Genomic DNA, 18,979 nt, shown 5'->3' on the forward strand with positions numbered 1-18,979 from the left:
TGCCATGACCGTTTCGAATCCGACCCTGGCCGCGCTGGCCGACGATCTCGCCGCCGGTCGCACCACGTCCCGCAAGTTGGTGGAGGAGTGTCTCGCCCGGATCGCCGATCCCGCCGGCGAGGGCCAGCGCGCCTTCATCCATGTCGACAAGGAGGCCGCGCTGGCGGCGGCCGACGGCATGGATGCGCTGCGCAAGGCCAATGCGGCGCCGTCGCCCTACGCCGGCATTCCGGTCTCGATCAAGGACCTGTTCGACATCAAGGGCCAGGTCACCCGCGCCGGCTCGCGGGCGCTGGAGGATTCCGCGCCGGCCGAGGCCGATGCGCCGGCGGTGGCGCGGCTGCGCCGGGCCGGCTTCGTCGTGATCGGCCGCACCAACATGACCGAGTTCGCTTATTCCGGCATCGGCATCAACCCGCATTACGGCACGCCGAAGAGCGCCTGGAAGCGCGACGTCGGCCATGTGCCCGGCGGCTCGTCGTCGGGCGCCGCGGTCTCGATCGTCGATCGCATGGCCTATGGCGCGCTCGGCACCGACACCGGCGGCTCCTGCCGCATTCCCGCGGCCTTCAACGGCATCACGGGCTACAAGCCGACGCAGGCCCGCGTGCCGCTCGACGGCGGCGTGCCGCTGTCGACCACGCTCGACAGCTTTGGGCCGCTCGCCAACACGGTCGCCTGCTGTGCCGTCCTCGATTCCGTGCTGGCCGACGAGCCGGTCCGCCCGCTCGCGTCGCGCCCGGTGAAGGGTTTGCGGCTTGCGGTGCCCACCACGGTCGTGCTCGACGAGCTCGATGTCGAGGTCGCCGAGACCTTTGAGCGGGCGCTGCAGACGCTGGCGAAGCAGGGGGCGCTCATCGAGCGTATCGAATTCCCCGAGTTCCTCGACGTCGGCCTGATCGGCATGAAGGGCGGCTTCGCCGCCGCCGAGAGCTACGCCTGGCACCGCTTCCTGCTGACAGCCAAGGGCGACGTCTACGATCCGCGCGTGTCCGTCCGCATCATGCGCGGCGAGGCGATCACCGTGCCGGATTACATCGAGATGCTCAACGCGCGCCGCTCGCTGGTGACGCGCGCCGCTGCACGCATCGCGCCCTACGATGCGCTGGCGATGCCGACCACGGCCAACGCGCCGCCTGTCATCGCCGATCTCGCCGACGACCAGGCCTTCGCCCGCGAGAACATCCGCGCTTTGCGCAATTGCACCTTCATCAACATGATCGACGGCTGCGCCATCTCGCTGCCGGCGCACCGCCACGGCGAGGTCCCGGTCGGCCTGATGCTGGCGCAGTCCGGCGGCCAGGACCGCAAACTGCTGGAGATCGCGGCTGGGGTCGAGGGCGTGGTGCGGGGCTGAGCTGGCCGAACGCGATCAGGGTTTGTGTGACGGGCCATCGATCGGGGGCAGAGGCGCGGCCTTGGCGGCGATCGCCTGGGCCTGGTCGATGAGACCGGCGGCCAGCATCCTGTCGAGCATGCGATCGCGCCACTCGCTGTCGTGCTCAGAGGTCCACGGCCTTCGGAAACGCGCGAGGAGAAAGGCAAGCTCGCCGATGTCGAGGCTTGCGAGGGCTTTGCCGAAATAGGTTGTGGCTGCGTCTGCAGCACCATAGGTCCGGCGGCCAAGATAGGCATTGTTCAGATAGGCCTCCAGGATGCGATCGCGCGTGAACGTGCGCTCGATGCGGCCCATGAACACCTTTGTGCCAATCTGCCATTCGAGGTTCGGCCCTTTGTAACAGTCCGGAACGAGGGTACAGAGACAATCTCGGCTAACCGAGTGGATGATGTTCGACCGGCCCGGCCGGCGACCCGCCGCCATGTCGGATGCGAGCCGGGCCAGCGGGCCGACATAGGGTCGCGCGTAGAAGTCACGGTCTTCAGACGCCACGACGGCGTTCCGGACCAGAGGCGGAATCTCCGAGAGCGGCACAAAGGAGCTTCTCGGGTTCGCCGAACAGAGTGGACCTGTCGTCGGGAGAGCCGCAAGCTGGCTCTCCGTAGGGAGTCCGAGGCCGTATTCGAAGTACCAGATCACATAGCCTTCGGCGTAGAGCAGCAGCACGACAGCGATCGAGAGCATAGCCAGGATCGACTTGCCGAACAGGATGAAGAGCCGTTTGGTGCGCGGAGATCGCATCGTCAGAAGTTGGTTCCTGCATGAGCGTTCCGGTTCACTGGATGGTTTCAGGAAACCGTGATGCGAAGAATTGTCCGGAAAACGGGTGGCCACTAGCGTGCGTTTCATGACACGCTCGTCATTCCGGGATGCGCGCCCTTGCGCGCAGGCCCGGAATCCATAACCACGATCGTGCGTATGGATTCCGGGCTCGTCGCTTCGCGCCGCCCCGGAATGACATCTGGGATGAATCGCATGGCCAGACTCAAGCACGCAGTGCCCGAAGTCGACTTTTCCGCCGCCACCGGGATCGATGCAATCGACTGGGCGATGGTCGAACGCGACCTCGATGCCGGCGGCTGCGCCGTGTTGACGCAGCTGCTGTCGCCCGACGATTGCCGCGCCCTGGCGGCGCTCTATCCGGACGACCGGCACTTCCGCAGCCGCGTCGTCATGGCGCGGCATGGTTTCGGCCGCGGCGAGTACAAATATTTCAGTTATCCGCTGCCCGATCCGATCGCGCAGTTGCGGCCGCGGCTCTATTCGCATCTGGTGGCGATCGCCAACCGCTGGAATGCGACGATGGGGATCGACATCCAATTTCCCGCCGAGCACGACGACTTCCTGGCGCGCTGTCATGAGGCCGGCCAGACGCGGCCAACGCCGCTTTTGCTGCAATATGTCGAGGGCGACTACAACTGCCTGCACCAGGATCTCTATGGCGAGCACGTGTTTCCGCTGCAGGTCGCGATCCTGCTGTCGGAGCCGGGGCGCGATTTCGAGGGAGGCGAGTTCGTGCTGACCGAGCAGCGGCCGCGCATGCAGTCGCGCGCCGAGGTGGTGCCGCTCCGGCAGGGCGATGCGGTGGTGTTCGCGGTCCACAATCGCCCGGTCCAGGGCACGCGCGGCAGCTACCGTGTCAACATGCGTCATGGCGTGAGCCGGCTGCGTTCCGGCCGGCGGCATACGCTCGGCGTGATCTTTCACGATGCGAAGTAGCATATGACGGATCTGTTCGATGGATTTGAGATCGCCGGACCGGCGCGCGAGCCGCTCGCGCCCGGCGCGGTGCTGCTGCGTGGTTTTGCGCAGCCACATGCGACGGAGCTTCTGGCCGCGATCGAGGCGATCACCGCGCAGGCGCCGTTCCGCCGGATGATCACGCCCGGCGGGCACCAGATGTCGGTGGCCATGACGAATTGCGGCTCGGTCGGCTGGGTGACGGACCGCAGCGGCTATCGCTACGATCCCGTTGATCCAGACAGCGGACAGAGGTGGCCGGCGATGCCGCCGCTGTTGCGACAGCTCGCCGAGCAGGCGGCGAGCGAGGCAGGCTTTGCCGCCTTCGCGCCCGATGCCTGCCTGATCAATTGCTACGAGCCCGGCGCCAAGATGTCGCTGCATCAGGATCGCGACGAGCGCGACGTCGGCGCGCCGATCGTCTCGGTGTCATTGGGCCTTCCCGCGACGTTCCTGTTCGGCGGCCTCAAGCGCTCCGACAAGACGCAACGCTATCGGCTGGCCCATGGCGACGTCGTCGTCTGGGGCGGCCCGGCGCGGCTCGCCTTTCACGGCGTCGCGCCGCTCGCCGATGGCGAGCATGCTCGGCTCGGCCGCCGGCGCATCAACCTGACGTTCCGCCGCGCCCGATAGTCCTGGCCGCTCTGTGACGTTCCTCATTTTGCAGCGGGCATCCCTGGCTCTATGCTGCGCCCGGGAGAGGGGCCATGAGCACTGTCGAACTTGCGGACGAGCGGGCGCCTGCGGCGGCGCGAATGGGACTTCACCTTGCGCTGCTGCAGCTGGTGTTCACGCTGCTGTGGACGACCTACGTGATCTATCTGCCGAAGCTCGCCGCCCAGGCCGGCATCGCGCCCTCCGCCGTCGTTCTGATCCTGATGCTGGACCAGGCGATCTTCACATTGTCCGATACCGCGATGGGACTTGCGGCCGATCGCATCGGGCGCGCCGCCGCGCGGTTCGGTCTCTTCATCGGCCTGCTGACTGCGGTATCCTGCGCCGCCTTTGTCGCGCTGCCTTTCGTGGCGGCGTCCGCAGGTCCAGCGGTCTTCATCGGACTGATCGCGATCTGGGCGCTGACCTCGTCGGTCTTGCGCGCGCCGCCCTTGACGCTGCTCGGGCGCCATGCGGCCCGGCCGGCCATTCCGTTCCTGGCAGCGCTGGTCATGCTCGGCTATGGCGTGGCCGGCGCCGTGTCGCCCTACCTCGGCGTGATCCTGCGCGACTACGATCCGCGCCTGCCGTTCGTCATCTCATCGGCCGTGCTGCTGCTGACGGCGCTCGGTCTCTCGCGCATTCCGCAGGATAGCGGTCGGGCAGCGCAAGCAGCTGCCAAGCCCGAGCCCAGGCCGCTGCGGGGACTCCCGCTGCTGTTCATCGGCGCCATGGTGATCCTCGCGCTCGGCTACCAGCTGCATTTCAGCATCAACAGCTCGGCGTTCTATCTCCGCTTCGCCAGGCCGGAGGACCTTTCCTGGCTGATGCCGGTGTTCTGGATCGGCTTCAACCTCGTGCTGTTCCCGGCCAGCGTGGTCGTCAAGCATAGCGGCGGGCTCATCGTGATGGGATTCGCCGGTCTGCTCGGTGCGCTCGCGATCGTGATCGCCGAGCTCGCGGGCGCATTGACCGTGCTGATCGTGGCGCAGTTCATCGCCGGGGCGGCCTGGGGCTGCATGATGATGAGCGCCATTTCCGCGGCGCTCGCGATCGGGACGACCGGCGCCGAGGGCAAGGTGACCGGGCTCGTGTTCTCGGCGCTGGCGCTGGCAACCTTCGCGCGGATCGCTGCCGTCGCCGGCGGTCTGCAGAAGTTGCCAGACTATGCGCCGCTGGTGCAGTGGGCGCCGGTCGCGTGCTGGCTCGTGGCCGGCGCGGGCCTGCTGGCGATGGCCGCCGCCGGATTGCAGGGACGCCGCGCGTCCCCGCCGTGAGGTCGATCAGATCCCTGGAGGCTTCGACGGATGGATGAAGGCCCAGGGCGAGACCTCGGAGTCGCGCGGCACCTCGATGTCGATCAGATATGGCCCGCCATGCGCCAGCGCCGTCTCGAGCGCGGATTTGAACTGATCGGGTGACGTGACCTTGCTGGCGGCGACGCCGAAGGATTCGGCGAGCGTGACGAAATCCGGATTGACGAGATCGGAGGCGACGACGCGGCCGTCGAAGCGCTCACGCTGGTCGCGCCGGACATTGCCATAGGAATTGTTGTTGAACACCAGGGTGACGACGCCGATGTTGTATTGCACGGCAGTCGCCAGCTCCTGCACGGCGAACATGAAACCGCCATCGCCGGTGATCGCGACCACAGGTCTGTCGGGATGCGCCACCTTGGCACCGAGCGCGGTGGGAAAACCCGCGCCGAGCGTGCCCTGATAGCCCGAGGTGATGAAGGTGCGCGGCTCGTAGACGGGAAAGCCGTACCAGGAGGCGAAGCCGACCTGCGACAGTTCGTCGGTGACGATGGCGTCGCGCGGCAGCACCTCGCGGAGCACGTTCAGATAGGCCATCTGCGGCTGGACCTTCTGGATCTCCTGCAAGGTCGCTGCGGTGACCTCCCGGATCGCGGCGCGGCGTCCCGAGCTCTTGCGGTACCCCGCCTTGCTCACAGCAGCGATGAGCGCGGCCGTGCCCGCCTTGGCATCGGCGACGATGCCGGCGTCGACGATCAGGCGCCGCATCTCCACCGGGTCGATGTCGATGCGGATCGACTTCAATCCATCCGGCTTGAACGGCCAGCGGAACGTGGTCGGCAGCTCCATGCGGGTGCCGATGCCGATCATCAGATCGGTGGTCGGCCACAGCTTGTAGGCTGAGGCCATGGTAAGCCCGAGCTCGTGTGCATTGGAGACGATGCCGCGTCCTGACCGGAAGGCGACGACCGGCGCGTCGATCATCTCGGCGAGCTCGAGGATGTCCTCGCGCGCCTCGATTGCGCCTGAGCCGACGAAGATCATCGGCGCCTTCGCGGACGTGATCAGCCCGGCCGCCTTGGCGATGCGGTCGGGATCGGGCTGCGGCGGCGCGAACTGTGCCAGCGGCATCGCCGCGGCGGTGGCCGCCTTCTGCGTGAACACGTCCCACGGCATCTCGAGCGCAGCGGGGCCGCGCCGCCCCGACATCATCTCCTGGAACGCGCGCGCGACCTGCGTCGGCGCGCAGTCGGGATATTCGATGCGCTCGGCCCATTTGACGAAGGTGCGCAGGGTCGCGAGCTGGTCCGGCATCTCGTGCAGATGGCCGCGGCCGCGGCCGAGATAGTCGGTCGGCACCTGGCCCGTGAGGCACAGCACCGGCTCGTTGCAGCCGAAGGCGGTGAGCAGTGCCGCGCCGGCGTTGAGCACGCCGGGACCCGGCACGACGCTGAACACGCCGGGCCTGCCGCTGGCGCGGGCATAGCCGAACGCCATGTAGCCGCAGGCCTGTTCGTGGCGGGCGCCGACGACCTTGAGCTGCGCCTGGTGGAAGGCATCGAACAGGCCATAGACCTGCGCTCCAGGCAGGCCGAACACGGTGTCGACGCCGTGGGCGACGAGCCCGCTGACGATGGCTTCGCCGCCGGTCATGGTGGTCATGCTGACATTCCGTTGCTGACTTTACAGAGCTTCGTCGACGACGCCATTGCGCAAGGTGCCGACGCCGTCGGCTTCGATCTCGATGACGTCGCCGGGCTTCAGATAACGCGGCGGATCGAACCGTGCACCGGCGCCGGTGGGCGTGCCCGTCACGATCACGTCACCGGGGACGAGCGTGGTGAAGGTCGAGATGTAGTTGATGAGGTAGCGGAAGCCGAAGATCAGCCGTGACGTGCGGTCGTCCTGGCGCAATTCGCCATTGACGCGCGTCGTCAGCCGGATATCGGCAATCTGGCTCTCATTCGTGTAGGGCACGATCCAAGGCCCGAGGCTGCCGGTCGAATCGAAGTTCTTGCCTTGGGTGACGTTGAACTTGGCATGCCGCACCCAGTCGCGGATGGTGCCCTCGTTGCAAAGCGTGAGTGCGGCGATGTGATCCAGCGCCTGGGCCTCCGGGATGTGACGGCCGGCCTTGCCGATGATCAGCACGAGCTCGCCTTCATAGTCGAGCTGCGGCGAGGCGCGGGGACGCACCAGGGGCGTTTCATGACCGACGAAGGAGCGCGGCGTCCGCATGAACATCGACGGATATTTCGGCGCGTCCTGGCCATCCTTGTATTCGGCATTGCGGTCAGGATAATTGACGCCGATGCAGATGATCTTCTCGGGCGAAGCGATCGGCGGCAGCCAGGTGATGGCATCGAGGCCGTGATCGGGCGACAGCCCGGCTGCGGCATCGATCAACCGGGGCAGGGCGCCCGCGGCGATCACCTCACGCAAGGTCGGATAATCCCTGGCGAACCGCGCGGAGAGATCGACGAGGCCGGTGTCGGTCACGAGCCCGTAGCGGACCGAACCATCGACGGCATAGGTGGCGAGGCGAGCGGAGGTCATGGGCAGTTCTCCTTAGACGCCGAGCCGCTGGATCTTGTGGGTGCCGCGCGCGAGCGAAACGTGCTTGGTCTCCATGTAGAAGTCGAACGAATAGTCGCCGCCGTCGCGGCCGATGCCCGATGCCTTCATGCCGCCGAACGGGGTTGGCAGGTGGCGGACATTCTCCGAGTTCAGCCAGATCATGCCGGCTTCCAGCGCGTCGGCGACGCGCAGCGCGCGGCCCATGTCGCCGGTCCAGACATAGCCGGTGAGGCCGTATTGCACGTCATTGGCGACCGCGATCGCGTCAGCCTCGTCGCGGAACGGGATCACGGTGAGGAACGGCCCGAACACCTCTTCTTGCGCCACGCGCATGGTCTGGCGCGCGCCGGTCACCAGTGTCGGCTCGACGTAATGCCCGCCGCCCGGGCCGTCGAACCGCTTGCCGCCGACGGCGATGATCGCACCGTCCTCGCGTGCAACGTCGACATAGGAGCAGACCTTGGCGAGATGCCGTTCGTGGATCAGCGGCCCGATCTCGGTGGCGGGATCGAGCGGATGACCCACTTTCAGCGCACGCACGCGCGCCGCAAGCTTGGCCGTAAAGGTCTCGGCGATACTCTGCTGCACCAGCAGGCGGCTGGATGAGGTGCAGCGCTCACCGTTGAGCGAGTAGATCATGAACACGACGGCATCGAGCGCGCGGTCGAGATCGGCATCGTCGAACACGATCACCGGGTTCTTGCCGCCGAGTTCGAAATGCACCCGCTTCAGGGTCGGTGCGCCCTGCGCCATGATCGCAGATCCCGTCGAGCTCTCGCCGACGAAGCCGATTGCCTTGATCGCGGGATGCTCGGTCAGCGCCTTGCCGGCCTCCTCCCCGAAGCCATGAACGGTGTTGAGGACGCCGTCGGGAATGCCGGCGTCCTTGGCGAGCTTGGCCAGCCACTGCGCCGTGATCGGCGACCATTCCGCCGGCTTGTGTACGACCGTGCAGCCGGCCGCGAGCGCCGGGGCGATTTTCCAGGTCGACAGCATGAACGGCGTGTTCCATGGCGTGATCACGCCGACCGGGCCGATCGGCACCCGCGTCGAGATGTTCCAATGCTCGTCGCTCGGCGTACTCAGGCCGTCACGCGCCTCGGTGCATTTGTCGGCGAAGAAGCGGAAGTTTTCCGCCGCGCGGACCGCGGCCTTGGCCATGAAGCGATAGGCCTGCCCGGTGTCGATGCATTCGAGCACGGCGATGTCGTCGGCATGATCCTCGATCGCGTCGGCCACGCGATGCAGTAGCTTGCGCCGCATCGCCGGCGCCATGTCGCGCCAGGATCTGAAGGCGAGTGCGGCCGATGTCGCCGCGCGGTCGATGTCCTCTGCATTGCCGCGAGCGACCTTGGCCAGAACAGTGCCGTCGATCGGGGACTTCGTCTCGAACGTCGTGCCCGAGATCGCCGGCACCACCTTGCCGTCGATGAAGTGGCCGATGCCCTCGTCCTTCAGCTTCGCGAGCAGGGGAGCGGCACGGTCGAGATTGGCCTTGTAGATGTCGGTCTTGGGGCTGGCCTTATCCATGGGATGCCTCCGCTTTCAGGGCGTCGTGGATGTTGTTGCGCTTCCAGCTGGTCGCGGCGTCGTTGATCTGCATGTCGAAGGACAATGCGAACTTGGTGCTTGCGAAGACCGGATCGAGATACGCCGAGAGTGCCTTGAAGACGTGCTCGCCGGCCTTCTGCCGTGCCGCGAGGTCGCGGCCTTCGCCGAGCCGCAGCAGCATGGCGAGGAAGGCGGAGTCGGGCTTGCCGTCGGCGATCGCGTAGTGCTCGCAGCGGATCGCGCGCACGCGGATGCCGCCGATCGGAAAGATCCCGGTCTCGCTGGCGGCCTTGCGGACCACTTCGCAGACGTTGGCCATCACGACAAAGGCGTCGAGATTGGCGGAGTATTCGATGCTGAAATGCGGCATGATGCGGTCGCTCCGGGGCAGGCTTCAGGCGAAGTAACAGCTCACCGTCCCATACGGGCCGTAGTCGGCCTGGATCGTGTCGCCCTTGCGCGCCTCGATCGGCCGGATGAACGAGCCGGCAAGGACCACCTGTCCCGGCTCCAGCGCGAATCCATTTGCCGCGATCTTGTTGGCGAGCCACGCAACGGCCGTTGCCGGGTTGTTCAGCACGCCGGCGGCCAAGCCGGTCTCTTCCAGTTGACCGTTCTTATAACAGAGTGCGCCGATCCAGCGCAGGTCGGCATCGAGCGGCCGCAGCGGCCGGCCGCCGAGCACGATGCCGGCATTTGCGGCGTTGTCGGCGATCGTATCGAAGATCTTGCGGGTCGCCTTGGTCGCGGGATCCACCCGCTCGATCCGCGTATCCAGGATCTCGAGTGCCGGCACCACGAAATCCGTCGCGTTGAGTACGTCGAACAAGGTGCAGTCCGGTCCAGACAGACGGTGCTTCATGACGAAGGCAAGCTCCGCCTCGATACGCGTCGCGATGAAGCGGTCGGACGGCACCAGCCCGCCATCGGCAAAGAACATGTCGTCGAGCAGCACGCCCGAATCCGGTTCATCGATGTTCAGCGCGCTCTGCATCGCCTTCGATGTCAACCCGATCTTGTGACCCTTGATGACGCGGCCCGCGGCCACCTTGATGCTGATCCAGGCCTCCTGGATCGCATAGGCATCTGCGATGGTGATATCGGGAAACTCCTGCGACAACTGCCTGATCTGGCGGCGGCTCTTTTCGGCCTGATCCAGGCGTAAGGCGCAGCTATGAATCTGGTCGCTCGCAAGAGGCATGGTCTATCGCTCAGAAAAGAGATGGCGACAGATGATTAACATGTTAAGTTTCAGTCGGCAAACCGAAAGGACGTTTGCTGCAGTGCAAATGTTCAGGATGGCCCACGGGAGATTGAGGAGATTGATGTGAGCGAGACCAGGGCCAAGGTCGCCAGGCAGGCTGCGAAGGAAGCGCGCAAGGTGCCGATGCGCGACTTCTCGCAGTCGCTGCCGATGGCCTTGTTGCGGGCGCGTGAGGCCGTGATGCGGCAGTTTCGCCCCAATCTGCGACAGCACGGCCTGACCGAGCAGCAATGGCGTATCTTGCGCGCGCTGGCGGCGGTCGATGTGATCGAGGTGACGGAGCTGGCGAGGGTCGCGTTCCTGCTCGGGCCCAGCCTGTCCCGCATCCTGCGCGATCTCGAGGCGCGCGGCCTGATTCAGCGCGAAGTCGATAGCCGCGACATGCGCAGGGGCGTGTTGTCGATCTCGGCCAAGGGCATGAAGCTGATCGCACAGGTCGCGCCGAGCTCAGAGGCGATCTATGCATCGATTGCCAGCCGGTATGGCGCCCGCAAGCTTGCCGCATTGCACAAGATGCTGGGCGAGCTGGAGCAGAGCATCGGCGGCGATCTCGACGCCTCCGACGACGGCGATGGCTGATCTGCCGCGGACCAAGCGCAATGACGCGGTCTCATGCTTGGCAGGCCGTTCGGCGTTTTGATAAGAAGCGATGCAGTCCAGCGGAGAGGGCGTGCGTCGCAGGCATGGCAAACCATGCTAACTCTGTTTTCGCATGCTGATCGAACCCGCGAGTTGTCATGGTCACTATCAAGGTTGCGCATCTCATCGATTTCGTTGCCGACGTCTTTGAACACGCCAATTCCTCGCCGGAGGAGGCCCGCCGGATCGCGACCTATCTGACGACGGCCAACCTGACAGGGCATGACAGCCACGGTGTGATCCGCGTGCCCGTCTATATCCGTTGGCAGAAGATGGGTTCGATCGTGCCCAACCAGACCGCAGAGGTCGTGGTCGACACCCCGTCGCTGGTGGTCGTCGACGGCAAGTTCGGCTACGGTCAGACCGTGACACCACAGGCCGTGAGGATCGGCATCGAGCGTTGCAAGAAGAGCGGCTTGGCTGCGTTGGCGCTGCGCAATTCCGGCCATCTCGGCCGGGTCGGCGACTGGGCGGAAATGGCCGCCGCCGAGGGGCTCGTCTCCATTCATTTCGTCACGGCCGCAGGTTCACTGCTGGTGGCGCCCTATGGCGGAGTCGAGAAGCGGTTCTCCACCGCGCCCTATTGTGTCGGCATCCCGCGCCAGGGAAAGGATCCCATCGTGCTCGATTTCGCGACCTCGATCGTGGCCGAGGGCAAGGTCTTGGTGGCGAGCCGCGGCGGCAAGAAGCTGCCCAAGGGCGCCTTGATCGATGCCGACGGGACGCTCAGCGAGGATCCGGCGGTGCTCTATGGACCCTATGAGGCCGAGGGGACGCGCGACCACACCAAGGGGACGGGAGCGATCCGCGCCTTCGGCGAGCACAAGGGCTCCGGTCTCGCCTTCATCTGCGAGCTGCTCGGCGGCGCCTTGACCGGCACCGGGGCGACGTCGGCAAATCGGCGCTTTGCCAACGGCATGCTCGCGATCTACATCGACCCGAAGGTGGTCGATCCGGCGAGCTTCTTTGATGGTGAGATCACCCGCTACACGGATTTCATCCGGGCGACCAAGCCGGTCTCCGGCGTTGATCAGGTGCTGGTGCCGGGCGATCCCGAGCGCAAGATGCGGGCCGAGCGTACGGCCAATGGCGTGCCCTTGCCCGATGACACCTGGGCGGCAATAGTGAACACGGCACGCGAAGTGGGTGTCAGCGAAGCGAGCATTCAGCGGGCGACATCGTGAAATCAGTGTGACTGCGGGTGGTGCGAAGCATCCATGCTCAGATTGAGCGGGATTGCATTGCGTTGCGCCATCGGCGAGAACGAATTCTAACGAGACGGATCGGTTGAACAACAAGGGAAGGAAACGCAGTCGTGGCGAACAATAAGGTCAAGCAACTCTGGGCCGAAGGCAAGACGGTGGTGAATGCCTGGCTCGCGATCCCCTCGGGCTTCTCCGCGGAGGTCGTGGCTCAGTGCGGCTTCGACAGCGTCACCGTGGACATGCAGCACGGGGTGCAGGACTATCTGTCGATGGTGCAATGCTTCCAAGCGATGCATGGCCATCCGGTCACGCCGATGGTGCGCGTGCCGTGGAATGAGCCCGGCATCATCGGCAAGGTGCTCGATGGCGGTGCCTATGGTGTCATCTGCCCGATGGTCAACACAGCGCAGGAAGCGCGCAACCTCGTTTCCTATTCCAAATATCCGCCGAAGGGTGTGCGCTCCAACGGTCCGATCCGCTCGGGCATGTATGGTGGTGCGGGCGAGTATCAGAAGACGGCCAACGACGAGATCGTGCTGCTGCCGATGATGGAGACCAGGACCGCGGTCGAGAACATGGAAGCCATTCTCGATGTCGAAGGCATCGACGGCGTCTATATCGGGCCCTCCGATCTCGGCTTTTCCTATGGCCTGGTGCCGAAGCTCGATCGTGACGAGCCGGAAATCCTCAAGATCTATGAGAAGATCGTGAAGGAGTGTGGCAAGCGTGGGCTCAATCCCGGCATTCACTGCAGCGGCGCCGAGGGTGCGGTCCGCGCCATCAACATGGGCTTCAAGCTCGTGACCTTGTCGAACGAGGTCGGCCTGATGCAGGTCTATGCCCGCCAGCAGGTCGCGCAGACCCGCAAGGAATCCGGCGGCAAAGCGTAACGAGAAAGGCGAGTGGCGAGGAGGGCGTAGCGAACGGGGATCCGTCCATTCGCTATGCGCCGCTCGCCATTCGCATATGTGTTCGCGATCGTCGTATTGATACGAGAGAGACAGCCATGGCTCCCACCCCCGTCATCCGTCTTCATCCCGAGGACAGCGTCCTGATCGCGCGCGCCAGCCTGCCCCCGGGGCTGTCGATCGCCGATGGGGTCACCACGACCGACCGGATTCCGGCCGGTCACAAGGTCGCGGTGCGTCCGATCGCACAGGGCGAGCCCATCCGCCGCTACGGCCAGATCATCGGCTTCGCGACCGCGCCGATCGCGCCCGGGCAGCACGTTCATACGCAGAACTGCGGCATGGGCGATTTCGCCAAGGACTACGCCTATGGCGTTGACGTGAAGCCGACGCCGAATTTCGATCTTCCGGCGACGTTCGAGGGCATTCGCCGGCCCGATGGCCGGGTCGCGACCCGCAACTACATCGGCATTCTGACCTCGGTGAACTGCAGCGCGCATGTCGCGGGCCTCGTTGCCGACGTGTTCAAGCGCAATCCCTTCACCGGTGACGATCCGCTCGCCGACTTCTCGAACGTCGACGGCGTCGTGGCGCTGACGCACAAGACCGGCTGCGGCATGACGCTCGACGAGCCGTTGAAGCTGCTGCGGCGAACCCTCGGCGGCTACGCGCGGCACGCGAACTTCTCTGCGGTGATCGTGCTCGGCCTTGGTTGCGAGGCCAATCAGATCGGCGGATTGATGGAGGAGCAGAAGCTCGCCGGCCGCCTGCGCGCCATGGACATCCAGGAGGTCGGCGGCACCCGCAAGACCGTCGAGGCCGGCATCGCTTTCGTCAGGGAAGCGCTCACCGACGCCAACAGGGTCAAGCGCGAGACGGTTCCGGCCAGCGAACTGACGGTCGCCCTTCAATGTGGTGGGTCCGACGGCTATTCCGGCATCTCGGCCAATCCGGCGCTCGGTGCGGCAAGCGATCTGCTGGTGCGACATGGTGGCACAGTGATCCTGTCGGAGACGCCCGAGACCTACGGCGCCGAGCATCTGCTGACGCGCCGCGCAGTCAGCCGCGACGTCGGCGAGAAACTCGTCTCCCTGATGCGCTGGTGGGAAGAGTATACGGCGCGCGAGGGCGCGGAGATGAACGCCAATCCCAGCCCGGGCAACAAGGCCGGCGGCCTGACGACGATTCTCGAGAAGTCGCTCGGCGCGATGGCCAAGGCCGGCAGCACCAATCTGGTCGACGTGCTGCATTATGCGGAAGCCGTCACCAAGAAGGGCTTCGTGTTCATGGACACGCCCGGTTACGACCCGGTTGCGGCGACGGGGCAGGTGGCCGGCGGCGCCAATCTCGTCTGCTTCACCACCGGCCGCGGCAGCGTGTTCGGCTGCAAACCGGCGCCGTCCATCAAGCTCGCGACCAACACGCCGATGTACAAGCGGATGGAAGACGACATGGACGTGAATTGCGGCACCATCCTCGACGGCGAGGAGACGGTGCAGGAATGCGGCCAGCGCATCTTCGAATTGATGTTGAAGACCGCCTCGGGGCAGCCGACCAAGAGCGAGAGCTTCGATTTCGGCGGGGCCGAGTTCGCGCCCTGGGTGCTCGGCGCGACGATGTAGCTGGATAACTCAGCTATTCGGCGGCCCCTATCGGGGCTGCGGTCCGGTGCCCCGGCATCTGATCGCAGCTGAGATCGCAAGTTAACTGAGACTGGATCGCAACTGAGATCAGATGACAGGTGAGCGCGCCGCCACGGGCTGGCTGTCGTGGGCAGTCCGTCATGGGCTGGCCCTGCCGACGCTCGCGTGACAGCGGCGCCGAGCAATTTACCGCTGGTGGCCCAGGCCGATGCCGAGCGCCAGAGCCTTCTGACGGAGCGAGCCTTCGGTCCGCTTCATCGCCTTGGCGATCTTGGCGACCGGGGTCTTGGACTTCGAGTGCTGCTTCAGCAGCTTGATGTCGGCGGGCGTGTAGGGTTTCCGCGCCAACTTCTTGGTAGCTGCCTTCTTAGCTGTCTTCGCCACTTGATTCTCCTTTTGGCAATGATGGTCCTAAATAGCATGTGTAGTCGAGCTATCAAGCGATTGCGGCAAATGCAACGCTATTAGTTCTTGTTAGTTCATCATTCGGGGTTAATCCCTGCTTTGAGGGACTGGTCAATCTTCCGTGAGCGCCGGCGGCGCCTTCCTGTGGACAACTCTTGCCGACGCGGCTGGAGAGGTTGTTTGTTCTTCTCTCGTTCTTCGTGACGGGCCTGATTGAGGCGCGCAGCGGCCGGAAAGCGACCGGTGCGTGCAGCGGAGACACCTGATAGGGCGGCTCAACTGGACCGGCGCGGTCCAAATGCCGCCTTTTGGGCTTAGGATCGTCCAATAGGCAGCTCTGCCCTTTGTTAGTGCTTGATCCCTAAGCACAGCAATGTTCTGCTTAAAAAAGTTGCTGGAGCGCCGAAGCCTCGTGTCAATCTACGTCGCATTACATCACGTCACCCATTACAAATACGATCGTCCGGTCGAACTGGGCCCGCAGACCATCCGCCTGCGCCCTGCACCACATACCAGGACCCCCGTGCTGAGCTATTCGCTCAAGGTCACGCCGCCCAACCATTTCGTGAACTGGCAGCAGGATCCGCAAGGCAATTGGCTGGCCCGCTACGTTTTCCCTGAGAAGGTGAACGAACTCAAAATCGAGGTCGACTTCACGGCGCAGATGACCGTGATCAATCCGTTCGACTTCTTCGTCGAGCCTTACGCCGACAGTTTTCCCTTCGCCTATCCGGAGGGCCTCAAGGTGGAACTGGCGCCCTATCTCGAGACGATCGAGCCGGGGCCGTTGTTCGCGGAATACTTGAAGTCGATTCCCCGCGATGCGGACAACACGGTCAACTATCTCGTCGAACTCAATGCGCAGTTGCAGAAAAAGATTCGTTATATCATCCGGATGGAGCCTGGCGTTCAAACGCCGGAGGAGACGCTGTCGTCGGCCGCCGGCTCCTGCCGCGACTCGGCGTGGCTGCTGATCCAGACGCTGCGGCATCTCGGGCTCGCCGCCCGCTTCGTCTCCGGCTATTTGATTCAGCTTCGTCCCGACATCGATCCGATCGAGGGGCCGGTCGAGGTCGAGAATGATTTCACCGATCTGCATGCCTGGGCCGAGGTCTATCTGCCCGGCGCTGGATGGATAGGCTTCGACGTCACCTCGGGCATGCTGGCGGGCGAAGGACACATCCCCGTTGCTGCGACTCCCCACTATCACTCGGCCGCGCCGATCAGCGGCAGTGCCGGAGTCGCCGAGGTCAACTTCAACTTCGAGATGAATGTGAGGCGCATCCGCGAAGCGCCGCGGATTACCCGGCCATTTTCGGATGAGGCGTGGGACCGGCTCGACCGCCTCGGCGAAGCCGTCGATGCCGATCTCGCCGAAAACGACGTGCGCCTCACGATGGGCGGCGAGCCGACCTTCGTGTCGATCGACGACATGGAATCGGCGGAGTGGAATACGGCTGCCGTCGGCCCGGCCAAGCGCGGGCTCGCGGACAGCCTGATCCGGCGTCTGCGCGCGCGTTTCGCGCCCGGTGGCCTGCTGCATTACGGACAGGGCAAGTGGTATCCCGGCGAAAGCCTGCCGCGCTGGGCGTTCGGACTGTATTGGCGCAAGGACGGTGAGCCGATCTGGCGCAATCCGGATCTGATCGCCAGCGTCGATGGCCCGCGCAGGGCGACGATCCAGGATGCAGAGCGTTTCCTGGACACGGCGGCCGAGACGCTCGGGCTCGAGCCGGACTACGTGCTGCCCGCGTTCGAGGATCCCGCGCATTGGCTGCAGAAGGAAGCCGCGCTGCCCGAGAACGTCGACGCGCTCGACTCCAAGCTCGCCGATCCCGAAGAGCGCGCGCGCATGGCGCGGGTGTTCGACGAAGGCCTGCACATCCCGCGCGGCTTCGTGCTGCCGATCCAGCGCTGGAATGCGCAGCCCCGGCGCTGGCGCAGCGAGCGCTGGGGCCTGCGGCGCAAGCGCCTGTTCCTGATTCCCGGCGACTCGCCGCTCGGCCTGCGGTTGCCGATCGGCTCGCTGGCCTACATTCCGCCGGAAGATTTCCCGTACATCCACGAGCAGGACCCGATGGAGCAGCGCGGGCCGCTGCCGATGTTCACGCAGGGGCGTCCGGTGATCGTGCCGCAGGTACCGCCGCTGCCGAAGCTCGATCGCGCGCCGAAGCCGCAGCAGGATGTTCAGTATCAGTACTGGGGAGGGCTCGGCGTCCGCACTGCGATGTCGGTCGAGATCCGCGATGGCATTCTCTGCGTGTTCATGCCGCCGGTCGAAACCATCGAGGACTACCTGGAGCTGGTCGCAACGGTCGAAGCGACGGCCGAGTCGATGCAGATCAAGGTTCACGTGGAGGGCTATGCACCGCCGTTCGATCCGCGCATCGAGGTCATCAAGGTGACGCCCGATCCCGGCGTCATCGAGGTCAACATCCAGCCGGCCGCGAGCTGGCGGCAATCGGTCGACATCACTTTCGGGCTGTATGAGGATGCCGCGAAGGTGCGGCTCGGCGCCAATCGCTTCCTGATCGATGGCCGCCACACCGGCACCGGCGGCGGCAATCATGTCGTCGTCGGCGGCAGCTCGCCGCAGGATTCGCCCTTCCTGCGTCGCCCCGATCTGCTGAAGAGTCTCGTCCTGTATTGGCAGCGGCACCCGTCGCTGTCTTATTTGTTCTCCGGCATGTTCATCGGGCCGACCAGCCAGGCTCCGCGCATCGATGAGGCGCGCCACGACAGCCTTTATGAGCTCGAGATCGCGCTCGCCAACGTGCCTCGGATCGGGCAGAGCGTGCCGCTGTGGCTGGTCGACCGGCTGTTCAGGCATCTGCTCGTCGACATCACCGGCAATACCCACCGCTCGGAGATCTGCATCGACAAGCTGTACTCGCCGGAGGGACCGACGGGCCGGCTCGGACTCGTGGAGTTCCGCGCACTGGAAATGCCGCCGGATCCGCGGATGTCGCTGGCGCAGCAGCTTCTCATCCGTGCGCTGATCGCCAAATTGTGGCGCGAGCCGCAGGACGGCCGGTTCGTGCGCTGGGGCACGGCGCTGCACGACCGCTTCATGCTGCCGCACTTCATCTGGGAAGACTTTGTTGATGTCCTGGATGAGCTGCGGTCGTCCGGCTACGACTTCTCGCCGGAATGGTACCAGGCGCAGCTTGAATTTCGCTTTCCGACCTTCGGCCGCGTGCAGCATGGCGGCGTGACCCTGGAGCTGCGGCAGGCGTTGGAGCCCTGGCATGTGCTGGGCGAGGAAGGCGCCGCGGGCGGCACCGTGCGCTATGTCGATTCCTCGGTCGAGCGACTTCAAGTCAAAGCCGAAGGTTTCATCGAAGGCCGCCACCTCATCACCTGCAATGGTAGGAGGATGCCGATGACCTCGACCGGACGGTCGGCGGAAGCGGTGGCGGCGGTTCGTTTCAAGGCATGGCAGCCGGCCTCCGGCCTGCACCCGACGATCCCGGTGCATGCGCCGCTGACCTTCGACCTGATCGACACCTGGAACGGCCGTTCGCTGGGCGGCTGCGTCTATCACGTCGCCCATCCCGGCGGCCGCAACTACGATACCAAGCCGATCAACTCCTACGAGGCGGAGGCACGGCGGCTCGCCCGCTTCCAGGATCACGGCCACACTCCGGGACGAATCGCGCTGCCGCCGGAGGAACGCACAAATGAATTCCCGATGACCCTCGACTTGCGCAGGCCGCTCCTGCATTGATGGCACGGAGT

16 protein-coding genes are annotated in these 18,979 nt (G+C 65.3%); 9 read left to right on the plus strand and 7 right to left on the minus strand.

Annotated elements, in window-relative coordinates:
* The first annotated feature begins 4 nt into the window (after positions 1-4).
* Positions 5-1,357 carry an amidase gene (locus tag QW887_RS11965; RefSeq protein WP_316194557.1) on the plus strand — a complete coding sequence of 451 codons (1,353 nt, stop codon included), beginning with the start codon at positions 5-7 and terminating at the stop codon, positions 1,355-1,357.
* Between the two features lie 15 nt (positions 1,358-1,372).
* Here the strand turns inward: QW887_RS11965 and QW887_RS11970 are convergent, their stop codons facing one another.
* Positions 1,373-2,248, minus strand: coding sequence for a transglycosylase domain-containing protein (locus QW887_RS11970; protein ID WP_316194558.1), 876 nt, complete (start codon positions 2,246-2,248; stop codon positions 1,373-1,375).
* Positions 2,249-2,374: 126 nt separating this feature from the next.
* On the opposite strand from QW887_RS11970, the gene QW887_RS11975 reads away from it, so the two are divergent.
* The 3 genes from QW887_RS11975 to QW887_RS11985 all read left to right on the plus strand — a co-directional run bounded on the left by QW887_RS11975 (position 2,375) and on the right by QW887_RS11985 (position 5,070).
* Positions 2,375-3,118 carry a 2OG-Fe(II) oxygenase gene (locus QW887_RS11975; protein WP_316188171.1) on the plus strand — a complete coding sequence of 248 codons (744 nt, stop codon included), beginning with the start codon at positions 2,375-2,377 and terminating at the stop codon, positions 3,116-3,118.
* A gap of 3 nt (positions 3,119-3,121) precedes the next feature.
* On the plus strand, positions 3,122-3,772 hold the full coding sequence (gene alkB / locus QW887_RS11980; protein ID WP_315714921.1) for a DNA oxidative demethylase AlkB: 651 nt from the start codon (positions 3,122-3,124) through the stop codon (positions 3,770-3,772).
* 74 nt (positions 3,773-3,846) lie between these two features.
* A complete protein-coding gene (locus QW887_RS11985) occupies positions 3,847-5,070 on the plus strand; it encodes an MFS transporter (RefSeq protein WP_316188172.1) in 1,224 nt (407 codons plus the stop codon).
* Positions 5,071-5,076: 6 nt separating this feature from the next.
* Here QW887_RS11985 and QW887_RS11990 read toward each other — a convergent pair whose 3' ends face one another.
* The 5 genes from QW887_RS11990 to hpaH are packed head-to-tail and all read right to left on the minus strand — an operon-like array spanning position 5,077 to position 10,378.
* Positions 5,077-6,711: a thiamine pyrophosphate-dependent enzyme gene (locus QW887_RS11990; protein WP_316185192.1), complete on the minus strand. Its 1,635-nt coding sequence runs from the start codon at positions 6,709-6,711 to the stop codon at positions 5,077-5,079.
* Between the two features lie 21 nt (positions 6,712-6,732).
* Positions 6,733-7,605, minus strand: a complete 873-nt coding sequence (locus tag QW887_RS11995) for a fumarylacetoacetate hydrolase family protein (protein WP_316174656.1) — start codon at positions 7,603-7,605, stop codon at positions 6,733-6,735.
* 12 nt (positions 7,606-7,617) lie between these two features.
* Complete coding sequence (gene hpaE / locus QW887_RS12000) at positions 7,618-9,156, minus strand: 5-carboxymethyl-2-hydroxymuconate semialdehyde dehydrogenase (protein ID WP_316164390.1); 1,539 nt, start codon at positions 9,154-9,156, stop codon at positions 7,618-7,620.
* Positions 9,149-9,547, minus strand: coding sequence for a 5-carboxymethyl-2-hydroxymuconate Delta-isomerase (locus tag QW887_RS12005; RefSeq protein WP_315826358.1), 399 nt, complete (start codon positions 9,545-9,547; stop codon positions 9,149-9,151). The genes hpaE and QW887_RS12005 overlap by 8 nt, the downstream gene beginning before the upstream one ends.
* Before the next feature lie 24 nt (positions 9,548-9,571).
* Positions 9,572-10,378, minus strand: a complete 807-nt coding sequence (hpaH, locus tag QW887_RS12010; protein WP_316164391.1) for a 2-oxo-hept-4-ene-1,7-dioate hydratase — start codon at positions 10,376-10,378, stop codon at positions 9,572-9,574.
* Positions 10,379-10,564: 186 nt separating this feature from the next.
* Between hpaH and hpaR the strand changes: the two genes are divergently transcribed.
* The 4 genes from hpaR to QW887_RS12030 all read left to right on the plus strand — a co-directional run bounded on the left by hpaR (position 10,565) and on the right by QW887_RS12030 (position 14,815).
* Positions 10,565-11,020 (plus strand): homoprotocatechuate degradation operon regulator HpaR, encoded by a 456-nt coding sequence (hpaR, locus tag QW887_RS12015; RefSeq protein ID WP_409977900.1) that lies wholly within the window; start codon positions 10,565-10,567, stop codon positions 11,018-11,020.
* A gap of 158 nt (positions 11,021-11,178) precedes the next feature.
* Entirely contained in the window at positions 11,179-12,264 is a 1,086-nt protein-coding gene (locus tag QW887_RS12020; protein WP_316185195.1) for a malate/lactate/ureidoglycolate dehydrogenase, read from the plus strand.
* Positions 12,265-12,395: 131 nt separating this feature from the next.
* Positions 12,396-13,175 (plus strand): HpcH/HpaI aldolase family protein, encoded by a 780-nt coding sequence (locus QW887_RS12025; RefSeq protein WP_315749218.1) that lies wholly within the window; start codon positions 12,396-12,398, stop codon positions 13,173-13,175.
* 116 nt (positions 13,176-13,291) lie between these two features.
* Positions 13,292-14,815, plus strand: coding sequence for an altronate dehydratase family protein (locus tag QW887_RS12030; protein WP_316185197.1), 1,524 nt, complete (start codon positions 13,292-13,294; stop codon positions 14,813-14,815).
* Positions 14,816-15,022: 207 nt separating this feature from the next.
* Here the strand turns inward: QW887_RS12030 and QW887_RS12035 are convergent, their stop codons facing one another.
* Complete coding sequence (locus QW887_RS12035) at positions 15,023-15,220, minus strand: hypothetical protein (RefSeq protein ID WP_008964013.1); 198 nt, start codon at positions 15,218-15,220, stop codon at positions 15,023-15,025.
* A 433-nt stretch (positions 15,221-15,653) separates the two neighbouring features.
* On the opposite strand from QW887_RS12035, the gene QW887_RS12040 reads away from it, so the two are divergent.
* Entirely contained in the window at positions 15,654-18,968 is a 3,315-nt protein-coding gene (locus QW887_RS12040; protein ID WP_316188173.1) for a transglutaminase family protein, read from the plus strand.
* The last annotated feature ends 11 nt before the right edge of the window (positions 18,969-18,979 follow it).

Origin of the sequence: Bradyrhizobium sp. SZCCHNRI3052 (assembly GCF_032484895.1) — a bacterium.
Classification (GTDB): Bacteria; Pseudomonadota; Alphaproteobacteria; order Rhizobiales; family Xanthobacteraceae; genus Bradyrhizobium.